Source organism: Streptomyces sp. CNB091 (assembly GCF_000377965.1).
Genome location: NZ_KB899034.1, coordinates 1 through 5,117, shown reverse-complemented (window position 1 = coordinate 5,117; position 5,117 = coordinate 1). Strand labels below are relative to the sequence as shown.

The 5,117-nt window shown below is 69.0% G+C and carries 3 protein-coding genes and 2 pseudogenes; all 5 read right to left on the bottom strand.

The genetic code is table 11. The features are described 5' to 3' along the window. Positions 1–164 (bottom strand): annotated as a pseudogene (locus D581_RS1000000140490) (ATP/GTP-binding protein); the annotation flags it as partial. After that, positions 145–798 carry a DUF742 domain-containing protein gene (locus D581_RS0136545; protein WP_078626024.1) on the bottom strand — a complete coding sequence of 218 codons (654 nt, stop codon included), beginning with the start codon at positions 796–798 and terminating at the stop codon, positions 145–147. The gene D581_RS0136545 and the pseudogene D581_RS1000000140490, both read right to left, overlap by 20 nt. Positions 799–888: 90 nt before the next feature. Beyond that, positions 889–1,302, bottom strand: a complete 414-nt coding sequence (locus D581_RS0136540) for a roadblock/LC7 domain-containing protein (RefSeq protein WP_006127847.1) — start codon at positions 1,300–1,302, stop codon at positions 889–891. Positions 1,303–1,312: 10 nt separating this feature from the next. Then, the gene (locus D581_RS0136535; protein ID WP_026291235.1) at positions 1,313–4,558 is read right to left on the bottom strand and encodes a nitrate- and nitrite sensing domain-containing protein; all 3,246 of its coding nucleotides are present in this window, start codon (positions 4,556–4,558) and stop codon (positions 1,313–1,315) included. 361 nt (positions 4,559–4,919) lie between these two features. Next, a pseudogene (locus tag D581_RS0136530) lies at positions 4,920–5,117 on the bottom strand (ATP-binding protein); the annotation flags it as partial.

Genomic DNA, 5,117 nt, shown 5'->3' with positions numbered 1-5,117 from the left:
ATGCCCGCCGAGGCGGACGTCATCACGGCTTCGGTGCGCAGCGGGTTGATCTCCGAAACGGCACCGACAAACGTGGTCTTACCCACGCCGAAGCCCCCTGCCACCACGATCTTCGCCGAGGTAGTGGAGCGGGCCGCTCCGCCGCTAGAGCTTGCGAAGTCCACTGAGCACCCTTTCGAGCAGTGTCACATCTGGCTGGCCGCCGGCGGCCTCGTCGCCGCCGGGCTGATGAATAGCGACGAGCCCGGCCTCGGCCAGGTCGGCGACGAGGATCCGGGCAACGCCGAGGGGGATCGAGCAGAGGGCCGAGATCTCGGCCACCGACTTGATCTCGATGCAGAGCCGGCAGATCCGCTGGTGCTCGGGCAACTGCCCTTGCAGCCGGGACAGATCGGCCGTGGTGCTGACCAGCGCCTCGATGGCGAGCTGGTAACGCGGTCGGGTCCGGCCGCCGGTCATGGCGTACGGACGGACCAGCGGGTTGTGCGCGGCGGGCCGGGCGGGCTCGGGAGCCCGCCGCTGCTGCACCGGCTGACTACGCGGCTGGGGTGCGTCGTACCGCTGGGGCTGCTGCGGTTGCTGCGGCCACCCCGCCCCCGGCTGCTGCTGCGGGGGCCACTCGGACCCCTGCGCGCCGTGAGTACCCTGCTGCTGGTGGTGCAGCGGCTCCTGGTATGGCTGGTACTGGCCTGGACCCTGTCCACCAGATGCGGCAGGGAAGCCGAAACGGTTGTCACCGTGCTCACCCGGAACCCTCTGGTCACCGTTGTAGGGGTGCCCGCCTGTGGGTGCTGCCACGTTTCCTCCTCCGACTGCCGGTCACCGATCCCAGTGGGGCCGCGCCACCGCACTTTATGGCGCGGTGGCGAGAAACGCACTGTCTGTCTGCTAGTTAAGAAGACTTCCCTGGAGTTCGGCGCGGAGATCCGGAGTCAGGACACTGCCCGCGCGGTCCACGAGAAGGGCCATTTCATACCCAACCAGACCGATATCGGCGTCCGGGTGGGCCAGAACAGCGAGTGAGGATCCGTCGGAGATGGACATGATGAAGAGGAATCCACGCTCCATCTCCACAACGGTCTGATTCACGGCGCCGCCCTCGAAGATCCGCGAGGCGCCCGCGGTCAGCGACGTCAGACCGGAGGCGACGGCCGCCAGCTGGTCGGCACGGTCGCGCGGGAAACCCTCGGACATCGCCAGCAGGAGTCCGTCGGCGGAGACCACCACCGTGTGCGACACCCCGGGGGTGTTGTCCACGAAATTGGTGATCAACCAGTTGAGATTCTGCGCCGCCTGGCTCATCGGGCTCACACTAACGCTCCTGGTGGTAGGTGGTACTGGTGTCCGAACCCTCGCTGCGTCCCCGCTGGATCCCCCGCCGCAGGTTGCTCAACCTGCCGCGGACGTCCTCGGGCGCGCGGGAGACCTGGGGGCCGCCCTGCTGGGTCTGCTCCGCCGTGCCCTCGACCAAGTTGGCCTTGGGTACGCGCCGGGGGAGGCCGGAGGGGGTGATTCCGCCGGCCTTCGGCTCGCGGAGCTTCTCGGCCCGCTCCCAGCGCTCGTCGTTCGTCGAGCGCCAGTCGTCGGTGCCGTCCCCGTCCGCCTGCGGGTCCTGCCGCTGTTCCTGCTGCGGCGGGGGCCCCGGAGTCGGATCGGGCTGGTCGTCGCCGCGGCCGCCGGGGCCGGGCTGCCAGTGCTGCTGAGCGCCGCGGCGCGGCAGACCGGCTTCGGTCAGCTCGTGGCCGACGTTCGGGGTGGGCCCCGGACGGTCGAAGCCTACGCGCTCCGACGTCTCCGCGGGGGTGCTCGGAACAGATTCCGATTCGGCGGGCGCGATCGGCTCATAAGTGTTCTGGAAACCACTCTGAACAGGCCAGTCATCCTGGTGGGACTGGTCAGGCGAAGCCGCGTACGGGTCGGCGTACGGAGCCTGCTGCGCCTGCTGATCGGCATATGCCGATTCCGGATAACCGTCTCCCGGGTGCTGCTGCGCCTGCTGATCCCGCTGCTGCGCGTAACCGTCCCCGGCACCGTACTGCTGCTGGTACGTCTCCTGGTACGGCTGCTGCTGCGCCTGCTGCTGCCCGAACGGGTCCTGGCCGTAGCGATCGTCGGCGTAACCCTGTGGCTGCTGACCGCCGTGCGGTCCGCCCGCGTACGGCTCCTGCGCGTAGCCCTGCTGTTCCCGGGAGTTGTCGCCGAACGGGCCACCCGGGCCCGCCTGGGCCTCCAGGGCCGCCCTGCGCTCCTCGCGCATCAGCGAGCGGTTGACCGGGTCCAGCTGACCCGGGTCCGCCGGGGCCTCGTAGCGCGAGTCGTCGAAGCCGAGCTCCGCCGCCGTGCGCATCGGGGCCTGCTGCGGCGCCGGCTCGAAGGCCGGCTGCTGCTGCTGCTCGGGGATGATCGAGGAGACGGTGAAGTCGTCCTGACCGGAGCCCGGTTCGCCACCGCCACCGTGGGTGATGGCGTCCGGCAGCATGACCAGCGAGGTGGTCCCGGCCTGCTCGCCCGAGGGGCGCAACTGGACCCGGATCCCGTGCCGGTCGGCCAGTCGGCCGACCACGAACAGGCCCATGCGCTGCGACACCGCGGCGTCCACGGTCGGCGGGTTGGCCAGCTTGTGGTTGATGTCGGCGAAGTCCTCGGCGGTGAGGCCGATGCCCTTGTCGTGGATCTCGACCATGACCCGGCCGTCGGGCAGCCGGGTCGCGGTGACCTTGACCTTCGTCTGCGGCGAGGAGAACGTGGTGGCGTTCTCCAGCAGCTCGGCCAGCAGGTGCACGAGGTCGGTGACGGCCTGGCCGTGGATCTCGCTCTCCGGTACGCCCGTCAGCTGGATGCGCTCGTAGGACTCCACCTCGGAGGAGGCGGCCCGCAGGACGTCCACCAGGGGAACCGGCTGGTTCCAGCGGCGGCCGGGCTCCTCGCCCGCGAGGACGAGGAGGTTCTCGCCGTTGCGGCGCATACGGGTGGCCAGGTGGTCCAGTTTGAAGAGGCTCTCCAGCTGGTCCGGATCGGCCTCGTTGTTCTCCAGGTCGGTGATGAGGGTCAGCTGGCCCTCGATGAGCGACTGGTTGCGGCGCGAGAGGTTCGTGAAGATCGCGTTGACGTTGCCCCGCAGCATGGCCTGCTCGGCGGCGAGCCGGACGGCCTCGCGGTGCACCTGGTCGAAGGCGCGGGCGACCTCGCCGATCTCGTCCTGCGTGGTGATCGGGATCGGCTGCACCCGGGTGTCGACCCGGCCCGGGTCGGTGCGCGAAAGCTGGTCGACGAGGGAGGGCAGCCGCTGCTCGGCGATGGAGAAGGCGGCGGTACGCAGCTGACGCATGGAGCGGCTCATCTGCCGGGCCATGAGCCCGGCCAGGATGAAGGCGGCCAGCAGCGCGATGACGACGATGAGGCCGTTGACGATGGCGTCGGTCTTGGCGTCGGAGGAGATGCTCGCGGCCTCGTCCACCGCCTTGGCGACCAGCTCGTCCTCGACGGTGGCGTACCCCTCGAACTTCGCGGTCGCCGCGGTCATCCAGGTCGCGGGCGTGATGCCCTTGGCCGCCAGCTCCTCGGGGTCCTGCCCCCGGCCGATCTCCCGGGCCATGCCGTCGAAGACCGAGCCGTCGATGCTCGGCGGGGCCACGAAGGGATCGCCCGCGGCCTCGGCCTGCTCCTTGGCCGCCTTGAGCTGCTTGGCGCCGTCGGCCGCCTTGCCGGCCATGACCTGCTTGAGCCGGTCGACGTCGTCCTGGGTGCCCCCGGAATTGAACTCGCCCAGCGCGATCTGCTCCAGGTAGTTGTACGAGCCGAAGGCCTTGACCTGTTCGTCGTACGTACTGGGCTTCTTGCTCGGGCGCACCAGAAGGTGCATGCCGATCGAGCGCTGAAGCGATTCTGCAGCCTTGGACAGCTCGATCGCGTAGACCGTACGGCCGTAACTGGTGATGTTGCCGGTGCCGAGGCCGAGCTCGTTGGCGAACTGCATGAGCGAGTGCTGGACCTCGGTGTAACCCTCCTCGGTCTTCACCGGGTCCAGGGCACCCGCGTAGGCGGCCTTGCGAAGCTCGGGGAGTTTGGGCTCCTCGGCCTTGAAGAGCTTCAGACGGCGCTCCAGGCCCGGCTTCGCGGGCATCCCCTTCACCGCGTCGTCGAACTTGCGCGCGGCCTCGTCCGTGGTGGCCCGGGTCTGCTCGACCACATCGGCGTCACGGTCGCCCGAGAGCAGCGGCTCGGCGGTGAGGTCCCGCTCGTTCAGGAGCGCCTGTCCGTAGTCGGACGCGGCGCGCACGACGACCGCGATCTTCTCCGCGTCCTGCGCCTCGCTCCAGGTGTCGATGGAGCCCTTCACCTGGAAGCCGCCCATGACGAGGCCGACCAGCACCGGGATCAGGAGGATCGCGTTCAGCCGGGTGGCCACCCGCCAGTTGCGCGGGGACATCCGGCTGGTGCTGCCACCGTCGGCGGGCTCCGTGCCGGGCCCGGCCGCAGGGGACGGCACAGCGCGCGACGGCGGGGTGAAGTTGCCCCGCTCGGGCTGCGCCGCGGAGCCCTCGTTGCTTCGCCTCACTCGACCAACAACCTCTCGGCGTCGGCACCTACGCTGTGCCGGATTATTCGTTCAGGGCGGTCCTACTGGGGAGTTCGTCGAATTGCAGCACGGGGACCGGTCCCGTTCCAAACAGTCGGAACCAGCGATTCCGAGTGGCCCAGACCTCAGATAAAACGGGCATAAAGAACGAGCCCCGTCAAAAGGCGGGGCTCATGTGAGCGCAGTGGCACCGAATGGATGCGTCGGGTGGCGGCGTGGAGTCAATTCTCTCTCGAAACGTTATGAACACGGGGGCGGATCGTGTCAAACGACACAGGCCGCCCCCGTGTGACTACGGCAACTTCCGTATGCCGATATCGACTTACGCCTGGTGGAAGAACTACTTCAGGCGTGCCATCAGCGCGTGCTCGACGAGGGTGATCAGTCCGCTCTTGGCATCGGCCCGGTGGCGAGCGTCCGTCGTGATGATGGGGGCGTCGGGCCCGATCTGGAGTGCTTCGCGTACTTCGTCGGGGGTGTAGGGCTGGTGTCCGTCGAAGCCGTTGAGGGCGATGACGAAGGGGAGTCCGCTGTTCTC

What these genes read in the sequence shown, in the direction of transcription:
- D581_RS0136540 (WP_006127847.1), bottom strand. Translation starts at nt 1,302, where the DNA reads ATGAGCCAGGCGGCGCAGAATCTCAACTGGTTGATCACCAATTTCGTG.